This is a genomic window from Chitinivorax tropicus (genome assembly GCF_014202905.1).
GTDB classification, from domain to species: Bacteria; Pseudomonadota; Gammaproteobacteria; order Burkholderiales; family SCOH01; genus Chitinivorax; species Chitinivorax tropicus.
The window spans coordinates 1-17,932 of sequence record NZ_JACHHY010000003.1; the positions used below are offsets into that span (position 1 = coordinate 1).

17 protein-coding genes are annotated in these 17,932 nt (G+C 56.4%); 12 read left to right on the forward strand and 5 right to left on the reverse strand.

Annotated elements, in window-relative coordinates; translation table 11 throughout:
• From HNQ59_RS02545 to HNQ59_RS02560, 4 genes are all read left to right on the forward strand, one after another.
• On the forward strand, positions 1-1,007 hold a 1,007-nt coding region (locus tag HNQ59_RS02545; RefSeq protein ID WP_184034810.1), incomplete at its 5' end, for a hypothetical protein.
• Positions 1,004-2,107 (forward strand): DUF6708 domain-containing protein, encoded by a 1,104-nt coding sequence (locus tag HNQ59_RS02550; protein WP_184034813.1) that lies wholly within the window; start codon positions 1,004-1,006, stop codon positions 2,105-2,107. The genes HNQ59_RS02545 and HNQ59_RS02550, both read left to right, overlap by 4 nt.
• Positions 2,108-2,447: 340 nt before the next feature.
• Positions 2,448-3,272, forward strand: a complete 825-nt coding sequence (nudC, locus tag HNQ59_RS02555; RefSeq protein WP_184034816.1) for an NAD(+) diphosphatase — start codon at positions 2,448-2,450, stop codon at positions 3,270-3,272.
• A 284-nt stretch (positions 3,273-3,556) separates the two neighbouring features.
• Positions 3,557-3,916 carry an HIT family protein gene (locus HNQ59_RS02560; RefSeq protein ID WP_343074190.1) on the forward strand — a complete coding sequence of 120 codons (360 nt, stop codon included), beginning with the start codon at positions 3,557-3,559 and terminating at the stop codon, positions 3,914-3,916.
• Between the two features lie 78 nt (positions 3,917-3,994).
• On the opposite strand, the gene HNQ59_RS02565 is transcribed toward HNQ59_RS02560, so the two are convergent.
• Complete coding sequence (locus tag HNQ59_RS02565; protein ID WP_425491320.1) at positions 3,995-4,561, reverse strand: helix-turn-helix domain-containing protein; 567 nt, start codon at positions 4,559-4,561, stop codon at positions 3,995-3,997.
• 58 nt (positions 4,562-4,619) lie between these two features.
• On the opposite strand from HNQ59_RS02565, the gene HNQ59_RS02570 reads away from it, so the two are divergent.
• Positions 4,620-5,117: a GNAT family N-acetyltransferase gene (locus HNQ59_RS02570; RefSeq protein WP_184034822.1), complete on the forward strand. Its 498-nt coding sequence runs from the start codon at positions 4,620-4,622 to the stop codon at positions 5,115-5,117.
• Between the two features lie 127 nt (positions 5,118-5,244).
• Here the strand turns inward: HNQ59_RS02570 and HNQ59_RS02575 are convergent, their stop codons facing one another.
• Positions 5,245-5,790: a DUF2939 domain-containing protein gene (locus tag HNQ59_RS02575; RefSeq protein ID WP_184034825.1), complete on the reverse strand. Its 546-nt coding sequence runs from the start codon at positions 5,788-5,790 to the stop codon at positions 5,245-5,247.
• Between the two features lie 405 nt (positions 5,791-6,195).
• Positions 6,196-7,893, reverse strand: coding sequence for a threonine ammonia-lyase, biosynthetic (gene ilvA / locus HNQ59_RS02580; protein WP_184034828.1), 1,698 nt, complete (start codon positions 7,891-7,893; stop codon positions 6,196-6,198).
• 96 nt (positions 7,894-7,989) lie between these two features.
• Here ilvA and rpiA point away from each other — a divergent pair, with 96 nt between their 5' ends.
• From rpiA to corA, 4 genes are all read left to right on the forward strand, one after another.
• Complete coding sequence (gene rpiA, locus HNQ59_RS02585) at positions 7,990-8,646, forward strand: ribose-5-phosphate isomerase RpiA (protein ID WP_184034831.1); 657 nt, start codon at positions 7,990-7,992, stop codon at positions 8,644-8,646.
• 67 nt (positions 8,647-8,713) lie between these two features.
• Positions 8,714-9,415 (forward strand): phosphate signaling complex protein PhoU, encoded by a 702-nt coding sequence (phoU, locus tag HNQ59_RS02590; protein ID WP_184034834.1) that lies wholly within the window; start codon positions 8,714-8,716, stop codon positions 9,413-9,415.
• Positions 9,416-9,469: 54 nt separating this feature from the next.
• Positions 9,470-10,963, forward strand: coding sequence for an exopolyphosphatase (gene ppx, locus HNQ59_RS02595; RefSeq protein ID WP_184034837.1), 1,494 nt, complete (start codon positions 9,470-9,472; stop codon positions 10,961-10,963).
• A complete protein-coding gene (gene corA, locus HNQ59_RS02600; RefSeq protein ID WP_184034840.1) occupies positions 10,947-12,017 on the forward strand; it encodes a magnesium/cobalt transporter CorA in 1,071 nt (356 codons plus the stop codon). The genes ppx and corA overlap by 17 nt, the downstream gene beginning before the upstream one ends.
• A 51-nt stretch (positions 12,018-12,068) precedes the next feature.
• Here corA and yfcF read toward each other — a convergent pair whose 3' ends face one another.
• Both yfcF and lgt read right to left on the reverse strand, forming a co-directional pair.
• Complete coding sequence (gene yfcF / locus HNQ59_RS02605) at positions 12,069-12,701, reverse strand: glutathione transferase (protein ID WP_184034843.1); 633 nt, start codon at positions 12,699-12,701, stop codon at positions 12,069-12,071.
• A gap of 292 nt (positions 12,702-12,993) precedes the next feature.
• Positions 12,994-13,848: a prolipoprotein diacylglyceryl transferase gene (gene lgt / locus HNQ59_RS02610; RefSeq protein ID WP_184034846.1), complete on the reverse strand. Its 855-nt coding sequence runs from the start codon at positions 13,846-13,848 to the stop codon at positions 12,994-12,996.
• A 204-nt stretch (positions 13,849-14,052) separates the two neighbouring features.
• Here lgt and HNQ59_RS02615 point away from each other — a divergent pair, with 204 nt between their 5' ends.
• The 3 genes from HNQ59_RS02615 to HNQ59_RS02625 all read left to right on the forward strand — a co-directional run bounded on the left by HNQ59_RS02615 (position 14,053) and on the right by HNQ59_RS02625 (position 17,924).
• The gene (locus tag HNQ59_RS02615; RefSeq protein ID WP_184034849.1) at positions 14,053-15,225 is read left to right on the forward strand and encodes a benzoate/H(+) symporter BenE family transporter; all 1,173 of its coding nucleotides are present in this window, start codon (positions 14,053-14,055) and stop codon (positions 15,223-15,225) included.
• A 237-nt stretch (positions 15,226-15,462) separates the two neighbouring features.
• Positions 15,463-16,167 (forward strand): hypothetical protein, encoded by a 705-nt coding sequence (locus HNQ59_RS02620; RefSeq protein WP_184034852.1) that lies wholly within the window; start codon positions 15,463-15,465, stop codon positions 16,165-16,167.
• 71 nt (positions 16,168-16,238) lie between these two features.
• Positions 16,239-17,924 (forward strand): phosphate ABC transporter substrate-binding/OmpA family protein, encoded by a 1,686-nt coding sequence (locus tag HNQ59_RS02625; RefSeq protein WP_184034855.1) that lies wholly within the window; start codon positions 16,239-16,241, stop codon positions 17,922-17,924.
• Positions 17,925-17,932: the final 8 nt, after the last annotated feature.

A 17,932-nucleotide genomic window follows, 5' to 3' on the forward strand; every position in this document is an offset into this window, starting at 1 on the left:
AAGGCCAAGCCGCCGACCCTTTGGCGGTGCAGAGCGGCTACGCCGGCCTGGGCACCGCCATGCTGTCGAGTATCGCGGTGGGGATGGAGATTCATGTCGCCAACCTGACGATCCGCAACCCTGGCATCAATACGCTGAGGATGCGGGTGATGGGGGGAGTCGGTGGCGGCATCACCATTGCCTGCGGGGCGGTGGACGCCTATTTTCTGTGGCGACAGGCGGAGAAGCTGGATAGGGAGGGGGATGAGGATGCGGTTGCGGCGACAAAGATGGCGTCCATATTTACAGGAGCATCAGCCTTTTTCTTAGGAGGAGGTGCAATAGCAACAGCTTTTTTGGGGCTTATGGGACTTGGGTTAGTTGTAGTCATTGGTTTAGGTCTGGCCTTTGCTGTCGTTGCATTGATCAAAAGCTTCCAGGCCGCCGAAGCCACCGACACCGATCTGGAAAAATGGCTGGATCGCAGCCGCTTTGGCCTGCGGCTGCGCCCTGACAGCCGTACCTCCTTCCTGAACCTGCAAGAAGAAGTCACCGTCTTCCGTCAGGCCATATATGCGGTGGCCATACAATGCACTCCAACCACTACCGCAGCAACGCTGACGCTGGACTACATAATCACCGTGCCACTGTTCACCCGTCATTCGGCCATGCGGGTGGTGGTGTCCGGCAGCGACCTGCAAGGACTTCCACATGTACTGAAAAGCAGCCTGTTCCGCATCGATGGAACCGAGCAGATCGAAACACTCGACCAGCCAGCCGTGGCCCGTCATCAAGCCAGCGGCCAGATCAAGCAGGGCCAGCTGACCATTCAGGGCAATGTGATGGTGCGGCTACCGCCGGAAAGCGCCTTCCGTGACCCGCAGCGACCGGGCAGGATCTTGATCCGCGTGGGCAGCCAGGCACAGGATGTCAGCCACATCCCGTATTTCGAACGCATCAATGTGAGCATCACCTACCAGCCAGACAAGCAGAGCTGGCCCGAACTGACGATTGAAAGCCAAGCATGAGTCCAACCCAAGACAAAGCTGTCAACCCAGCCAACGCGATGGTGTTCCCCAAGAAACGAGCGAATCCACTCTCTTTATCCGGGAGACGGCAGATCACCCAGACTGCGGATGCCCAGCCGAAGCTCGATCAGGGGCTGATCCTGCGGATGGATTCGGAGGTGATGGTGATGGAGGTGAATGTGCAAGGGGGATTGAGTGCTAGTTTTATTCTTGTTTTTCTATTGCTTGTAGCCATTTTCAGCGCACCTTTTATTCTTCCAGAATGGATAAAACTTATTCTGAATAGCACAAGTATTTTCGATCAAGCTGCTTTAGGTGTTGCATTGGCAGCTCCAGGTTTCATTTTCTTTCTATTCTATAAAACCACCATTTCCCCCGCCCCGAGCCCGATCATTTTCAATCGTAAACAGGGCATGATCTACGGCTCGCACAATGGCCGTCCACAGTGGCTGGAATGGAAGAAAGTCCGCCCATACCTGTCAGAAGCGGCGGTCACTGGCGGTGCCTATGGCGGTACGCACCATAATGCGCAGCTGGTCTTGGTGGAGTGGGATGAGCAACTGGCGGAGCAGGAGATATTCAAGAAAGCCAATGGTCTGCTGGTGTCCAGCTCGATTGTCTACGGCTGGAAAACCTGCTACGAGTTATGGGAATTCATCCGCTGCTATATGGAAGGCCAAGCAGAAGCGCTGCCAGAGGTGGAAGTGAGCCCGACCGATGAGTCACGCCTGACCACCCTGATGCTGGACGATGGCCCGTTCTGGGAATTCACTGAACGACAAGGGCTGATACAGCAGCTGCGCGATCGGCAAGGCAAGCCACGGTTTGGTTTGGGCCTATCTTGCCTGCTTGTTTTCATGGCACCGGGGGTCATCTTCAACCTGCTGCGCAGCCTGTTGCGCCCACGGGTCAAGCTGCCCGCTGAATGGCTACCCCCCGCCGACCCAACCCAGCCCAGCCTTTTCAAAGTACGCCAGCCCGATGCGCAGGACAAGGTGCTACGGGCCAAGGCTGCCCGCTATATTGCATGCTGGCAGCTTGGCTGCGTCGGTCTGGGTATCGCGATCTGGATCAAGGTGATTCACCTGATTGCGTTTTGATGGCTGGTGCAAAACGATGGTTCATCGCTGGCTCAAAGGCAGCAGCAGTCCAACGCTCAGCGCCAGCCTGAAAATCGCAGCCCATACAGGATTCGCACTGCCTACCTCATTGGCTGGCTTTTTTGGTATTTCAAGCCTGAAAATACGAGTGCCGGTTTCTCATCGATAACACGGTTTTCAAATAAAGCATAATGTGTCGCAAACAACACTTTATGTTTAACAGCACATACATGTATAAGTTGGCACAACCATGGTAGGGCAAAAAAGCCTACGATTGGATAACAGGTCTTTAATATGGTGCTGTAGCAGGCATTCGCGTTAATCAGCAGGAAAAATCAGCATGCAACGATTTGAATTGGGGTTTGACCGGCAGGAAGACATTCCACCTCACGCTATCATATTCGCTTTTCATCAGAACAAAATCGTGCTGTCAGCCGACCAGCCGCTGGATGGGGTGCAGTGGGCGGCCAGCCAGTTGATGCATCAAGCGGGTAGTGTGCATTGGATTGGACGGGCTGATGATCGTCGGCCTTGTATTGCGCTACGTGTCGAGGCAGAAACCCTGCCTGAGCACCTGTGCACCATTGGGCTGCGTGCGGCATTGTTGAATTGGTCGCCAGCCATGATTGAAGCGGTCAGCCGTGCTGCGCAGCTATTGGAATGGGATCGCACCCATCGTTTTTGCGGTGTCTGTGGCGCGGCCACTCAGCCCAAAGGCAGCGAGCATGCCAAACAATGCCCTGGCTGTGGGCATGTGGCCTACCCACGGCTGTCCCCCGCCATCATGGTGCTGATCAGACGTGGGCGTGAGGTCCTGCTGGCGCGTTCGCCTGGCTTCACCCCAGGTGCCTATAGTGCGCTGGCCGGGTTTGTCGAGCCGGGGGAAAGCCTCGAAGCGGCGGTTCATCGTGAGGTGAAGGAGGAGGTCGGTGTCTCGGTCACCAATCTACGATATTTCGGTAGCCAGAGCTGGCCATTTCCCCACTCGATGATGATTGCCTTTGTGGCTGACTATGCTGGTGGCGAGTTGGCGCCTGATGGGGTGGAGATTGAAGATGCTGGATTCTACCCGCCGGAGTCTTTGCCAGGGCTGCCATACAAACTCAGCATTGCCCGCCACTTGATCGAGTCGGTGATAGGAGAGTGTTCGGCTTTACCCACATGATGGCCCTGTGCTCGACGAGCAGGTGATCAGACAGGCAAGCCATGGAGGTATGCCGCTGAAGGTCTGTTGGTGACCTGACGTGAGCGGGTGGGGTGTCCCGGCCTGCCCGACTTGGGCTGATGGCAGGCGCATTCCATGTTGGGGGCAGAATAGACCCGCTTTCGTGCGGTCAACAACCCTACCGCATGCTGCCGATTGCTTCAGCTTGCCTGCGGCTTGGTTTTTGACGAACTCATCCATACATAATGATATGACTTGTATTTTCTGCGAAATCGTAGCAAGTCATGCACCTTGTCATCGCATTTGGGACGGCGAAGCGCATTTTTTTGACGATTGATCCGAATACACCGTGCGCTACGGTGGCCATCTCCACATGTCATTTGTCGAGTTATGTCTTTGCGCAAAGTGATGAGGTGCTGAGTCAACTGACGCTGGCCGCCAAGCAGGCCGAGTTGTTGTCGGATAAAGCACTGGCAGGCGTAGCAAGGATTGGAATGGTGTTCGAGGGGGATGAGATCAACCACCTGCATAGTAAGCTGTTGCCGATGCACGGTGCCGATTCAACCTTCAACCAGATTGACCTGATCTATGAGTCCTTCATCACTCGCTACGAGGGGTATTTGTCCACCTATGATTGGGGCTGATCGGATGGTGGCGGATTGGCGGCATTGGCAGCTCATATCTGATCATGCGACCGGTACAGAGGGTGTGACACCTTTCCATCAGCCCCGTCTGTTATGAGACAACACCACGACGTAACGGCATGGCTGGTCATCCTGGTTGCGATAGCAGCAATCGCTGGGTGGGCCCAGGCGTAGGCAATCACCGATGTGGAGTTGATGGGCGATTGGCCCCTCTTCGAACGTCAGCCTCCCCTCCAGCACCCAGATCAGTCGGGCGCTGAAGGTGTAAGCCGATGCGGGGTAGGCTACGCTGGCGCCTGCGGGCAGCGTCACCTCAACCAGCTCTAGCGGGCCTTCATCCGCAGGCCACACTTGCTGCCGCAGATAGCCGGTTTCCGGGTCTTGCCAGACATCCTGCTCGCTTTGCCGCCTGACTTGGTTCAATCCGGCCTCTGCTCTGGCCAATAGCGTAGAGAGGGACAGCCCCAGACCGCCCGAAAGGCGCCCCAGCACAGTAGCTGTGGGGCTTGCCTCACCACGCTCGATCTTGCTGATGGTGGCTTTCGAAACACCTGCCCGCTCTGCCAGATCGCTGAGCGACCAGCCTCTTGCCTCTCGTTCACAGCGAATCCGTTGCGCAATGTGGGGCGCAATGTCGTCAATCATTATTGACAATCGTCTATAAAAATTTATGATACAGCGAGTATAAACGAAGGAATGCTCCATGCAAATCCGCCCCGCAATACCAGAAGATGTCGCGGCCATCCTGGCCATTCACAATGAGGTGGTGCGCAATACCACCGCGATCTACGAGGACGAGCCCTCCACCTTGATCGAGCGTCAAAGTTGGTTTCAGACCCGGACAGCACAAGGCTACCCGGTGATTGTCGCTGTGGAGGCGGGCGAGGTGCTGGGCTACGCAACTTTTGGCGAATGGCGGGCGCGGGTAGGTTATCGGTTTACAGTCGAGCATTCAGTACATGTGCGGGACGACCAACGGGGCAAAGGGGTGGGTGGGCAGTTGCTGTCCGCGCTGCTGCCACTGGCGCGCGCAATGGGTAAACATGTGATGATCGGTGCGGTCGATGCGGACAACACCGGCTCGATCCGCTTTCACGAGCGGCTGGGTTTCAAGGTGACCGGGCGTTGTGAGCAGGTAGGCTATAAATTTGGCCGCTGGCTGGATGTGGTGTGGGTGCAGATCACACTGGATACGCAATGAGCTGATCAGCCGCTTGTGGCCATGGTAGTTGATGGCAGGCCGCCCGGGTCACGGCCCGCAACGGCTCTAGTAGCCGGCCCGGATCAAGATGTCCGGGCCTGGAAAATCAAGGCAATTGGGCTATTGCTCAATTGATCTTGGGCAGTATGATATCTGTTATCTTCCAGCTCAGGCCACTTCGGCTCAGGATGAATTTGAGCTGATCTCCATTGTCCGACTGTTTTACCACTTCAAATTTATCAAGTGATTTGTATGACATGGATGCCTGAGAGAACAGACTCTTGCTTTCCTGCTTTGGCTGATTGCCCTGTTGATTCTCTGATGTGTCTGTACTGACTTTTTGTAAGAATTTCTGGCCAGAAATCAATTTTGAGATGCCAGCAGGGGAGACATAGCTCTCCACCAGTGTATCCACCATCGCACCAGCCAGTGCCATGCCCAGCTCCGAAAACAGATTGTCTTTCAGATTATTTTCTTGAAGTGTATTGGAAATATTCTGATTGATTTGGCTTTTGATACTCTGACGGACGCTCGGGAAGTCGATGTGTGATGAAAGGGCTTCCGCATCTTTCTTGTGGGCCGCATCGCTGATCTGATAGACCGCGATGTAAGGCGTTGCGATGGCATAAGCAACCAGCGATCCGGCGATACCCAAAGCAATAATTTTTTTCATTCTCGTGTCCGTTGTGTTGATTGTTATAAATAAAGCGATTATATCTGCCAACTGCAATGTGATGATACGTGCCTCAGATCATTCCATCGGACATGATTCATATGTCTTTTGGATTTTCTATATGAATACGGATACGTATCGGGCTGATGTTAGTAGGCGACTAATTAACGTAAAGTGAATGATGTGCGAGATACGTTCCAGCGATATGGAACACGCAAATTGAAAGCGCTGGGGGTTTTTGAATAAACGCCCGCTGCATATGAAATGCGGCTGGGTAAGACGTTGATATGTGGGTAACTGAATTCTGTGGTGTGGCCTACCTGCCATGTCCATCTGACGTGAAGAGGCATTTGGAGGTTTACAGAGGCCCTGCATAGAGCAAGGCCTCGTCCACCAATCTTTGCCTCAGACCAGGAACAGTCGGTAGGCGGGGTTGTCGGTTTCCTCGGCCCAGACATAACCGAGTTTGGCCAGGAATTGGTTGAATTCCTGTTCCTCAGCGGGGGGGACCTGAATGCCGACCAGTACCCTGCCATAGTCCGCGCCGTGGTGGCGGTAATGGAACAGGCTGATGTTCCAGTCATGGTTCATGCTGTCCAAAAAACGGGTCAATGCACCGGGCCGCTCTGGGAATTCAAAACTGATCAGCCGCTCGTGCTTGGCATCGGGCGCACGGCCTCCGATCAAGTTGCGGATGTGCACTTTAGCCAGCTCATTCTCCGTCAAGTCCAAAGCGGTCAGGCCATGCTCCCGTAGCTGTTGCACGATGGCCGTGGCCTCGCTGCGGTGGCTGACCTGCAAACCAACGAATACATGAGCCTGATCGGCGCTGGCGTAGCGGTAATTGAATTCAGTGACGAAGCGCCCACCAAGGAATTCGCACATGTGTCGGAAGCTACCAGGTCGCTCGGGCAGATTGACCGCCAGCATGACTTCACGCTGCTCTCCCACCTCTGCTCGTTCAGCCACATGCCGCAGGCTGTCGAAATTCATGTTGGCACCGGATGTGATGGCCACCAGGCGCTGGTTATGGGCATTTTCGCGGGCCACCCAGCGTTTGAGACCTGCCAGGGCCAACGCGCCAGAGGGCTCCAGAATGGAGCGGGTGTCCTCGAACACATCTTTGATGGCCGCACAGATTTCATCCGTATCAACACGGATGATTTCATCGAGATAGCGTTGGCAGAGTTGGAAGGTTTCCGCCCCGACCAGCTTGACCGCAACGCCATCGGCAAACAGACCGACCTGTGGCAAGGTGACCCGCTCGCCAGCTTGCAGTGATTGGTACATGGCATCGGAATCGAAGGGTTCGACGCCGATGACCCGGATATCGGGCCGCAACCGTTTGACATAGGCGCCGACGCCTGCCGCCAAGCCACCGCCGCCAATCGGGACAAAAATGGCGGCAATCGGTTTCGATTCCTGCCGTAAAATCTCCATGGCCACCGTGCCTTGGCCTGCGATCACATCTGGGTCATCAAATGGATGCACCATGGTGGCGCCTTCTTGCTCCACGATGGAAAGCGCGTGGCGATAGGCGTCATCATAGCTGTCACCGTGCAATACGGCGTTGCCGCCACGGGCAGTCACCGCATCGACTTTGATGCGGGGCGTTGTGGCGGGCATGACGATGGTGGCTTTTACTCCCAGCTTTTGCGCAGAAAAAGCGACCCCTTGCGCATGATTCCCTGCCGAGGCTGTGACGACGCCTCTTGCCAGTTCAGCTTCTGACAAGGAGGCCATTTTGTTGTAAGCCCCCCGCAATTTGAATGAGAACACTGGCTGAATGTCCTCACGCTTCAATAACACTGTGTTGCCAATGCGCTTGCTCAGGCTGGGCGCGGCATCCAAGGGGGTTTCAATGGCGGCGTCGTAGACGCGGGCGGTCAGAATGCGTTCAAGGTAATCTTGTTTCATGTCACTGATTTTGCGTGCTGTTGAGCAGACAAGCGTAACAGATGGTTGGCATGGCGACCAGCGAGGGCTGGGTGCAGATGCCTGGTGAAGATGTGGTGGGGGCGGCGGCACTGGGTCAACACAGAATTCCAGATGTGGGTTTTCGCATACCTGAAAATGCTGCTTGATGCCAGACTTGGCCTGCATAACCTTGTTACTTGCCACTGAATCGAACAGATGGGTTATTGTGTAATCGCCTTAGCAGAGGCTATGCTTGGAACTGGATCAACTGGGATGATGGGTATGACGCAAGACGAAATGAAGCGAGCGGTGGCGAAAGCTGCGGTTGAATATGTGTCTGATGATTGCATCGTTGGGGTGGGAACCGGATCGACGGCCAATTTCTTCATTGATGAATTGGCGCTGATCAAACATCGTATCGACGGCGCCGTTGCCAGCTCAGAAGCTAGCGCACAGCGCCTGAAATCGCATGGTATCCGGGTGCTGGATTTGAATGTCGTCGATGAACTGCCGGTCTATGTCGATGGTGCCGATGAAATCAATCGCCAACTACACATGATCAAAGGCGGTGGCGCAGCACTGACTCGTGAAAAGATTGTCGCTGCCGTAGCCAAACAGTTCATCTGTATTGCCGACCAAAGCAAGTTGGTGGATGTGCTGGGTCGGTTTCCTTTGCCGATCGAAGTCATTCCCATGGCGCGCAGCCATGTCGCCCGTGAAATCGTCAAGTTGGGCGGGCACCCTGCCTTGCGTGAGGGGGTGGTGACGGACAACGGCAATGTGATCATCGATGTCCATGGATTGCAGATTGCTCAACCCGTTGAGTTTGAGCGTACTTTGAACCAGATCGTTGGCGTAGTAACCAACGGCTTGTTTGCTGAGCGGCGGGCGGATGTGCTGCTGCTTGGCAAGCCTGATGGTGTGCAGACGATCACCTGAGCAACATAACTGTCACAATCGACTGCTATTGTCGTCCGATTGTGAAGCGCCGCAGGAGAAAGCAGCAATGCCGGAACATATCTCAAAACAATTTGATACCGAATTGGAATCGGTTCGCTCGCGCGTGCTGCAAATGGGTGGGCTGGTAGAGCAGCAGATCGTCACGGCCATGGAAGGCTTGGCAACGGGTGATATGGATCTGATCCACAAAGCGATTTCGGACGATCATCGTGTCAATGCCTATGACGTGGAAATCGACGATGCCTGCCAACATATCATTGCCCGCCGCCAGCCTGCGGCCAGTGATCTGCGCATGGTCATGACCATGATCAAGACCACCACTGATCTGGAACGGATCGGGGACGAGGCTGAGAAGATCGCCCGCATGAGCAAGATGATCTACGAATCGGATCGGGTCAACCTGCCGCGTTTTCATGAGGTGCGGCACATGGCGGATCTGGCGCTGGAGATGTTGCGCAAAGCGCTGGATGCATTTGCAAGGCTCGATCTGACCGCTGCGGCGCAGGTGGTGCGGGCCGATTTGCAGGTGGATGAGGAATATCGCGCCATCATCCGCCAGCTGATCACCTTCATGATGGAAGACCCGCGCACCATCTCGATCTCCCTGGAGATCCTCTCCATTGCCAAGGCGCTGGAACGCATTGGTGATCACGCCAAGAACATGAGCGAATATGTGGTATTCATGGTCAAAGGTAAAGATGTTCGCCACACTTCTGTCGAAGAAGTCGAGCGCGAAGCGTTACAATAATCAAATCATCATTTCATTAACCGCTCGCCTCGTGTGAGCGGTATCTTCCTATCGATGAATTTTCCGACTATTGCCGCTGTCGATTTGGGCTCCAACAGCTTTCGGCTGCAGGTGGCCCGGGTGGTTGATGATCAGATCTATCCACTTGATACCTTGAAAGACCCGGTGCGACTGGGCGCTGGCCTGACCGCCGATGACATGCTGGAAGAGGCAGCCATCGAGCGTGCCGTACAATGCCTACGTCGATTTGGTGAGCGTTTGCGGGGGTTGCCCAAAGAGGCGGTGCGCATTGTGGGCACCAACACGTTGCGGGTGGCGCAGAACTCAGGCGAATTCATGCCGCGATTCGAGCAGGCCTTGGGCGATTTCCCGATCGAGATCATTGCGGGCCGCGAAGAGGCACGCCTGATCTACCTTGGCGCCGCCCATAGCCTGCCGACCACCAAAGAGAAACGTCTGGTCATCGATATCGGTGGTGGCTCGACCGAATTCATCGTCGGCAGTCAGCTCAAGCCTCACAAGACCGAGAGTCTGTATATGGGCTGTGTCAGCTATACCCGACGTTTCTTTCCGGACGGCAAGATCACCAAGCAGGCGATGCGGGCTGCCGAGCTGGCGGCGCGTAACGAGATCGTCCGTATCGTTGGGGAATTCAACTCCAGCTTCTGGCAGCAGGCAGTGGGTACATCCGGCACCGCCCGATCATTGGCCGACATCATGGAGCTGAATGATCTCAGCACCAATGGCATGACCGCAGAAGGTATGGAGCGGGTACGGGAAATGCTGTTGCAGCAAGGCAATATTGCCGACTTGCGAATCAACGGCTTGCGGCCAGACCGGGCCCCGGTCATCGTCGGGGGCTTCTGCATCATGTATGCGGCATTCGCTGAGCTGGGTATCAAGCAGATGATCACCGCCAATGGTGCATTGCGCGAAGGTGTGTTGTGGGATCTGCTGGGCCGGCATCACCACAAGGACATGCGCGATGTGACGGTGGCGCAGTTCAAGCGTCGCTACCATGTCGATATTGGGCAGACCGAGCGGGTGATGAATCTGGCGGTGAAGCTCTACCTGCAGGTGGCGCGACAATTGGATGGTGATCATGAACAGGCGTTACAGCTGATCAGCTGGGCGGCCAAGTTGCACGAAATCGGCCTGTCTGTCTCACACACTGGGTATCACAAGCACTCTGCCTATATCCTCGAAAATGCCGACATGCCTGGATTTGCAAAGCCCGAACAGCTGGCCTTGTCACGCATGGCGCTGGCGCATCGTGGCAATCTGGGCAAGCAGCTCAAGGGCGCATCGTTGCTGGAGTGGTCACGCATCATTGCGATTCGGCTGGGGGCGTTGTTTTTCCGTAGCCGGATGGATGTGAAGCTGCCGGACATCCAATTGACACTGAACAGCAGCAAGGGCTTCACCTTGGCCATCGACACGAAATGGTTGGAGCATAGCCCCTTGACTGACATGGCATTGAAGCAGGAAGCAGAATTCTGGCAAGCCGTCGGGCTGGGGCTGGAGATTCGCCATGGCAAGACCACGTAAGCTCTATAAAGATCGCCTACGCAAGACCGGGCACGCCCCCGGGTCGCTGATGCACATTGGCGAGGTCAAGACCGATGCTCCGGCGATCACCTTGATCGAATACGATAACGAGCGCTTTCGCGAAACACATTTCAAGAATGTGCAGGAGGGCAAGGCCTACCAGCCTGATGGCGGCGTGTACTGGCTGAACGTGCATGGCCTGCATGAGCCGGACATCATGGGGGAGATCGGTCGTCGTTTTGATCTGCACCCACTGACCTTGGAAGACATTCTCAATACAGATCAGCGCCCCAAGCTGGAGGATTACGGCCATTATCTCTACATCGTGGCGCGGTTGTTTGATTGCGATGCCCAGGGCAATCTGATGTCTGATCAGATCAGCCTGGTGGTGGGCCGAAATTGGGTACTGACCTTTCAGGAACGCCCGACCGGCAAGCTCAATGATCTGCGGCAGCGCTTGAAGGCTGGCACCGGTCAGCTACGTAAGTTGGGCGCAGACTATCTGGCCTACTCCATCCTGGATGCGATCGTCGATTACTATTTTGTTGTCTTGGAGCGGGTGAACGATGCGACGGAGCATCTGGAAGACGAGTTGTGGCAAAAGCCCAGCACCAAGCTGTTGCCGCGTATCCACATGTTGAAGTCAGACACCCTGTTGCTGAAAAAGTCCTTGTGGCCATTGCGTGAACTATTCAGCACGTTGGCGCGGGGCGAGCATGACCTGTTCAGCCCGGAAACCCGCCTCTATCTTCGTGACGTGTATGACCACACCGTCCATGTGATCGAGTCAACCGAAGTGATTCGCGACTTGATCTCCGGCATGCAGGATATCTACTTGTCAGCCTTGTCCAATCGCCTGAATGTCGAAATGCGCTTCCTGACGGCAGTTACGACGATTTTCCTGCCATTGACACTGATCACCGGCATCTATGGCATGAATTTCAAATACATGCCCGAGTTGGAGTGGCACTGGGGTTATTTTGCGGTGCTGGGCGCCTTGGTGTTGATCGCCGGGGTGATGGGTTTCAGTTTCTGGCGTCGCCGCTGGTTGTGACGATCCATCGAGCCGACGCAGTAAGCGCCGGCTCGATGAATGGCTTGGCAATCAAGCCAGGGCGGGCCGCTGCATCTTGATCCATTCCTGCACGGATGGCCGTTGCCACTGCTGTTGGGCGTAATAGGCCAACACCTTGGGGATCGGATCGCCATTCAAGGCCAGTCGGTTCAGCATCAGGGCCAGGTCAACGTCTGCCAGGCTCCACTCACCGCAGAGATATTGCCGATCCTGCAGCCAGCCCTCGGCTGCGAATGCCAGTTTTTTGGCTGCCGCCATGGCCTTCTCGGAAAGCGGTGTCTGACTTGGCGCATAGAAGAGAGTGCTCGTCGGGCGCTCCTCGCGGATCGGCATCAGGTCACTGCGGAGCCAGGCTTGCACTTGTCGTGCCCGCGCCCGTTTTTGCGGATCGCGTGGGTAGAGCGCCACCCCTTCAAATGTTTCGTCCAGATATTCTGTGATTGCGGAGGATTCAGACAACGCAAAATTACCGTGCACCAGGGTTGGGACGCGCTGAGTCAACGAGGTATGGGCATAGTCGTCTGCACGGTTGTCGCCAGCGTGCAAATCCACTGTTTTCAGCTCGAAAGGCAGTTGCTTTTCCTTCAGCGCCACGAATACAGACATGGCGTAAGGGCTGGAGAAGTGTGCATCAACGTACAAGGTAAGGCCAAGGTCTGACATGTGTTTCTCCATGATCGCGTTGGGCGGGTAATGACGGAGATTAATCTTGGCAGCGGGGTGTGGCAATTCGTTGTCTGCATGGCAGGCATGCAGGAATGATTGGCTGGGCTGGGTGCCGATCCGCCGTGCCTGCGGTTTGGCGGCACCATGGGCTTAGAGTCAATAGTTGTCAGCGAGATGCTGGCGGCAACCGGCCCTGACCAGGGGCGCGCTGTTGCCAAGAGGGAGTCGCTGCGGCGCCCTGAACACTATGCAGGTACAGGGCGGCAGCGTGTCTGCATGCCGGGATCATTCAACGTGCTGCGCGTTTTCCCGCCCAGATATACAGGCCGATCCCGATCAGGATCATCGGCAGACTCAGCCATTGCCCCATGCTCAGTTGGCCTGCCAGCAAACCCAGGAAACTGTCTGGCTCGCGGGCGAATTCCGCAATGAACCGGAAACCGCCATAACCAACCAGAAAGACCGCTGACACTTGTGCCGTGGGGCGGGGTTTGGCCGAAAAAGCCCACAGAATCAGGAACAGGCAAAGGCCCTCCAGCGCAGCCTGATAAAGCTGGGAAGGGTGGCGTGGCAAACCACCGTATTGTTCGAGCCACACCTGCCATTGAGGATGGGTGGCGGCCATGGTGATGTCCTCCTGCGCGGCTTGTGGAAAGCGCATGGCCCAAGGGGCGTCCGGTGTTGTGACACGGCCCCACAATTCTCCATTGATGAAATTGCCGATACGCCCTGCCAACAGACCAGTCGGTACCAAGGGCGCCACAAAATCCGCGACCTGCCAGAAGGTCTTTTGCGACTTGCGGCCAAACAGCCATAGGGCAACTAATACGCCAAGAAACCCGCCGTGAAAGGACATGCCCCCTTCCCAGATCTTGAAGATGGCAATCGGGTTGGCCAAGTAATCGCCCAGTTTGTAGAACAACACATAGCCCAATCGGCCACCCAGTACGACACCCAATACGCCATAAAACAACAGATCATCCAGCTGCCGGTTGTCCCAGCCCAGATCCGGGCGACGCTTGATGCGATGACGGCCCAGGGCGATGAATAGCATGAAGCCGATCAGATACATCAAGCCATACCAGCGGATGGCGATCGGGCCCAGACTGATCGCCACGGCGTTAAATTGCGGATGGATCATCATGGCGGCGTACTCGTCTTGCAGATGGAAAGGCGCAAATTATACACAGCCAGCACGACACCCGCGCGACGGTGTACTGCAGTAAGGTGAGCGCAACTGAACCTGTTCGCTTCCCTGTCACCCCATCATAATCGACCAGTCTTGTCACCAAGTTGGTACGCCGCTCTGGCCATACCACGACCCTCAATCCTTCTGGACATTCATCACATGCATACCCGATCTCATTGGTTGACGATTGCCACAGCCGCACTGGTGACGGTGCTGGTGGGCTTCACCAGTTCCTACGCGATTGTGGTGCAGGCCGGACAGGCCATGGGCATGGATCGCGACCACATCATTTCGATGACCATCGTACTGTGCATCGGCATGGGTCTGACCACCTTGCTGCCCAGCCTGTGGCTGCGCATGCCGATCGTGACCGCCTGGTCCACCCCAGGCGCTGCCTTGTTGGCAGTGACGGTGCATCAAGGCGGCCTGCCCAGCGCAATCGGGGCGTTTGTCGTCTGCGGCGCATTGCTGACACTGGTTGGCATCACCGGCTGGTTCGAGCGTGGCATGCATCGTATCCCTACCGCACTGGCCAGTGCCCTGTTGGCCGGGGTGCTGGTGAAGTTTGCCTTGGAAACCTTTATGGGCTTGCAATCTGCATTGCCGATCGTTGGCAGCATGGTGGCCACCTATCTGATCGGCAAGCGATTGACACCGCGATTCGTGGTGCCGTGGGTGTTGGTGATCGGGGTTGGTGTGACGGCTGGGTGCGGCAGGTTGATCATGCCTGATGCCGTGACGGTGATGGGTCTGCCGGTATGGACTTCGCCGGACTTCGATCTCACCGCCATCATCAGCATTGCGCTGCCCTTGTTCGTGGTGACCATGGCTTCGCAAAATGTACCGGGCGTGGCTGTGCTCAAGGCATTTCAGTACCCAGCGCCGATTTCGAAGATCGTGACACTGACTGGCTTGGCAACGCTGGTGCTGGCGCCGTTTGGCGCATTTGGACTGAATCTGGCCGCCATCACGGCTGCGCTGTGCATGGGGGCCGAAGTCCACCCGGATGCCAATCGACGTTATCTGGCCGCAGTCGGCGCCGGATCGTTGTATCTGGTGCTGGCTTTATTGGCGCCGATGATCGTAGACGTGTTTAGGGCTTTTCCACGAGAGTTGATCATTTCCATCGCTGGCTTGGCTTTGCTACCGACCATCGGTCGTGGCCTCGCTGCCGCGCTGCACAACGAGCATGACCGTGAGCCAGCCCTGATGGCCTTTCTGGTGACGGCATCCGGGGTGACATTGCTGGGTATTGGTTCGGCCTTCTGGGGGGCGGTCATTGGTTCGTTGGCGCATTGGATCATGAAGCGTGGCAACAAACAGACAACATAAACAGATATGTGCCGTGTGCGATGTCGCATGCTGTGCCGGTATGGACTGACGGTGTATACTGCAGTCGCCCGTAAAGGTTGTCTGGTTTGGGTTCATCGGGGGTATGGCATGCCATACGGTCCGTGGTGACAGCACAAACCCAAGGTCAGCCCTGTGCGGGCCATGCAGCCGATGCTATCTGCCTGCATGAACATCGATGACGCTCGATACATTCAATGAGATCAAAAGGAGTATCACGTGAGTGGCTTCATGCGCGCACTGCACAAGGTTGGGTTGATTGAGCTGGATGATGTTCCGCCTCCTTCACAGGCTACCGAGGCTGAGCCCGCCACCAGCGTGCGTGATGAGCTGCCAGAGCCAGTACCAGAGGCACCTATCGCGACCTTCACTCTGGAGCCCGCCCCGCAAGCAACTGAGCCGGTGGCGCAAGGCGTGACCGAGCAGCGACCGCTGGAGGAGATATACAGCGAGTTCCGTATTCCCCCTTCACCTTTTGCTGCAGAAAAGCTGCTGAAAGTGCTGGATGGGTTGATGGCACTGGATGCCAATACCCGCAAAGCGGCTGTGCTGGCGCTGGACGCTGCAGACGACAGCTGGACCATCGAAGACTCTGTTGCAGATGCAGCCCTCAAGGTACAGGCGTTGGAGCAGGCCAAACAACAGATCATGGCTGCTGTCACCTTGGCCGAGCAAACGGCGCAGCAGACCATTGCGGCGCGTGAGCAGACGCTGCAAGAGAGCATCGCACGTATCCGCCAGCAGATGGCCGATCTGGAAGCCTTGATGGAGCGTGAGCTGGCCAGGGCTGCCACTGACAAGGCCGACTCTGAACATCAGGCGAAAGCGACACGCGAGGCAGCAGAACGCGAAACAACACGACTGCAGACCGAAATCGGCAGGCTGGAGGACATCCAGCGTATTTTCGGTACATCAGCCGCTTGAGCGCTCTATTCCGCAGCCCAGCTTGGTTGCGGCCCGATTTTTCAATTCTCTTCGGATAGCACACAATCACTATGGCAAGACTGACACCATTGGCCAAGGGCCTGATTACGGTAGCGGTGCTAGGCAGTGCGACAGCGGTCGCTTGGCATTTTGGCTTGAAAGACATCGTGCAGCGCGTTCAGCATGCGCAGCCCGCGAGTGGTACCGAGGCGGAGCAGGCGGGCGCCAAATCCACAGCGAACAAGGCGGCCCCAGCTGCGCCAGAGAAGGTATCTGGCGCCTTGGGTAGCGCGGGCAATCCGCTGAAAGTCAGCATCGTCAGCTTTCACGGCTATGCCCCCGCCCTGGTGGCCAATGGCAAATCGTTGATTACCCAGTCCGGCTCGATTTTTGACCAGCAAGGGGTACAGGTGAAGCTGGTCATTCAGGATGACATTCCCACCCTGTCCACCATTTTTGAATCCAAAGCCGCGCATTGCGCATGGCGGACTTCCGACTTCTGGGCTCAGGAGCAACCCAATCTGCGCAATGCGGGGTTGGATGCCCGGGCCGTTATGGTGGTGGATAACACACAGGGTGCGGATGCCATCATCACCCGCGATCCCGCCATCAAGAGTGTGGAGGATCTGGCAGGGCGCAATATCGCCATGTTGCAGTTCACCCCATCCCACGGCATGGTGATCGATGCTTTGGACAATTCCAGCCTCACCGCACGTAAAAAGGCGTCGGTGAAAATGGTCTTCATCAACGCCGAGGAGGGCACCGCAGGGGTGCGTGCAGCCCTGGAGGCCGGTAATGTCGATGCGGCGGCCCTGTGGGACCCGGATCTGTCGCTGGCGCTGAAGAAGATTCCCGGCGCCAAAGTGGTGTATTCCACCAAGACAGCTTCCAATTTGATCTATGACGTCATGGTGTGCGATCAGCGGGTGCTCCAGAACCCGGCCAATCAGGCGGCCATACAGGGCTTTGTCGGCGGCTGGATGGCAGGCATCGAGGCTGCCAAGGCCAAGCCGGATGATGCGGTGGATGCCCTGGTCAATACCGAGGAGTTTTTTGCGCTGCTGGCCAAGGATCAAGGTCGGCCATTCATCAAGCAACTGTTCAACAATCTGGTGTGGACCGGCCTGGAGGACAACGCACGGATACTGGGCTTGGCGGGGGGCACCAATCACTATGAGCGGGTCTACCGCCGATTCGATGCCATCTATCGTGCGGCTGGCGCATTGGCCAACCCGAAATCCCCGGTGATCGAGCCGCAGGACTCGGTGGATATGCGTTACATCAAGGCGCTGCTGGATAAGGACAGAGCTGCCCAGCAGGCCGCCGCCAAACCTGAGTACAGTTTCAGCGAGGCAGGCCGCGAGGCTGCCGCCAATAAAGCTGCCGCCGTCACCAAGCCGGTGCGGGTCGGTTTTGCCAGTGGGTCTGCGGAGCTGACCAAGCGCGCGCAGAAGACCATCGACGAAGAAATGGTGCCTTTCATCGAAAACAATGGATCGGCCTATTTTGAGATTTCCGGCAATACTGATGCGACAGGAGCCCGAGACACCAATCTGCGATTGTCGCAGGCCCGTGCACAGGCTGTGGTGAACTATCTGGTCAGCCAGTGGGAGTTTGATCGTGCCCGGTTCAAGATTGTCGGCAATGGATCAGACAAGCCATTGTGTGACGAACGTCAGGCCGCAGCGGAAGAGCTGACCGTGGAAGAATGCCGTGCCTTGAACCGCACCACCCGGACAGCGGTATTGACCCGTTGAGCGCGTAA

What these genes read in the sequence shown, in the direction of transcription:
- HNQ59_RS02625 (WP_184034855.1), top strand. Translation starts at nt 16,239, where the DNA reads ATGGCAAGACTGACACCATTGGCCAAGGGCCTGATTACGGTAGCGGTG.
- phoU (WP_184034834.1), top strand. Translation starts at nt 8,714, where the DNA reads ATGCCGGAACATATCTCAAAACAATTTGATACCGAATTGGAATCGGTT.
- nudC (WP_184034816.1), top strand. Translation starts at nt 2,448, where the DNA reads ATGCAACGATTTGAATTGGGGTTTGACCGGCAGGAAGACATTCCACCT.
- ilvA (WP_184034828.1), bottom strand. Translation starts at nt 7,893, where the DNA reads ATGCAGGCCAAGTCTGGCATCAAGCAGCATTTTCAGGTATGCGAAAAC.
- HNQ59_RS02575 (WP_184034825.1), bottom strand. Translation starts at nt 5,790, where the DNA reads ATGAAAAAAATTATTGCTTTGGGTATCGCCGGATCGCTGGTTGCTTAT.
- HNQ59_RS02615 (WP_184034849.1), top strand. Translation starts at nt 14,053, where the DNA reads ATGCATACCCGATCTCATTGGTTGACGATTGCCACAGCCGCACTGGTG.
- HNQ59_RS02565 (WP_425491320.1), bottom strand. Translation starts at nt 4,561, where the DNA reads ATGATTGACGACATTGCGCCCCACATTGCGCAACGGATTCGCTGTGAA.
- HNQ59_RS02560 (WP_343074190.1), top strand. Translation starts at nt 3,557, where the DNA reads ATGCACCTTGTCATCGCATTTGGGACGGCGAAGCGCATTTTTTTGACG.
- yfcF (WP_184034843.1), bottom strand. Translation starts at nt 12,701, where the DNA reads ATGTCAGACCTTGGCCTTACCTTGTACGTTGATGCACACTTCTCCAGC.
- HNQ59_RS02570 (WP_184034822.1), top strand. Translation starts at nt 4,620, where the DNA reads ATGCAAATCCGCCCCGCAATACCAGAAGATGTCGCGGCCATCCTGGCC.
- corA (WP_184034840.1), top strand. Translation starts at nt 10,947, where the DNA reads ATGGCAAGACCACGTAAGCTCTATAAAGATCGCCTACGCAAGACCGGG.
- lgt (WP_184034846.1), bottom strand. Translation starts at nt 13,848, where the DNA reads ATGATGATCCATCCGCAATTTAACGCCGTGGCGATCAGTCTGGGCCCG.
- HNQ59_RS02550 (WP_184034813.1), top strand. Translation starts at nt 1,004, where the DNA reads ATGAGTCCAACCCAAGACAAAGCTGTCAACCCAGCCAACGCGATGGTG.
- rpiA (WP_184034831.1), top strand. Translation starts at nt 7,990, where the DNA reads ATGACGCAAGACGAAATGAAGCGAGCGGTGGCGAAAGCTGCGGTTGAA.
- ppx (WP_184034837.1), top strand. Translation starts at nt 9,470, where the DNA reads ATGAATTTTCCGACTATTGCCGCTGTCGATTTGGGCTCCAACAGCTTT.